Origin of the sequence: Bartonella sp. AA81SXKL (assembly GCF_042196945.1) — a bacterium.
Classification (GTDB): Bacteria; Pseudomonadota; Alphaproteobacteria; order Rhizobiales; family Rhizobiaceae; genus Bartonella.
Genome location: NZ_JBHIRH010000276.1, coordinates 1 through 675, shown reverse-complemented (window position 1 = coordinate 675; position 675 = coordinate 1). Strand labels below are relative to the sequence as shown.

Sequence of the window (675 nt, the reverse complement as noted above, 5' to 3'; positions counted from 1 at the left end):
CTTCACTTTGAAGAAGCAGCGCGACTTCGTGATGAAATCAAAAAGCTACAGAAAATAGAACTCACAATCGCAGATAATCCCTTAAATTATAGTGAACAATTCATCCAAGAGCCACAGTCAAGGATTTTCGCCAAACCAGATCTTGATCACATGGGACCAACAATAGATACTGGTATCTTAGAAAATCGAAAAGAAAAAAGAAGGCCTTACAAAAATACCCTTAATAAGACGACAAAAAACAAAGAAAAAATTCCTCCTAACAAATAACTCCAAAAGATCTCAAACCATTGAAAATAAATCTTTATCCCCTAAAATCTTAATAATATAACCAATAAACAGCACTATTCCATAAAACACATACCCTAAATACCAATGTTGATCCAATTTAGCGAAAAAGCAACATAACAAAGAAATGATGCAAGAAAATATTTCTAAAAATTGTTTTTTTACAAGAAATCCATAAAACTATCTAAAACTGTTTCTAAAATTTAAACCATTAAAAACCAAATAAAAAATATGTTTTTCATAGATAAAAAATCAACAATATACCGTAAAACAGATCATAAGCCAAATTTTTATAATAAATCTCTTACAAATCCGTTAAATAAAACAGTACTCTTATGAATCATGCAATTAAATAAGAATTTATAGTAATAATATATCCCCATGAAACAA

1 protein-coding gene is annotated in these 675 nt (G+C 28.3%); it reads left to right on the top strand.

Going from position 1 to position 675, the window contains the following annotated elements; genetic code table 11:
• The coding region (locus tag ACFINZ_RS11065) for a UvrB/UvrC motif-containing protein (RefSeq protein ID WP_375701541.1) at positions 1-267 on the top strand (267 nt) is incomplete at its 5' end.
• Positions 268-675 lie beyond the last annotated feature (408 nt).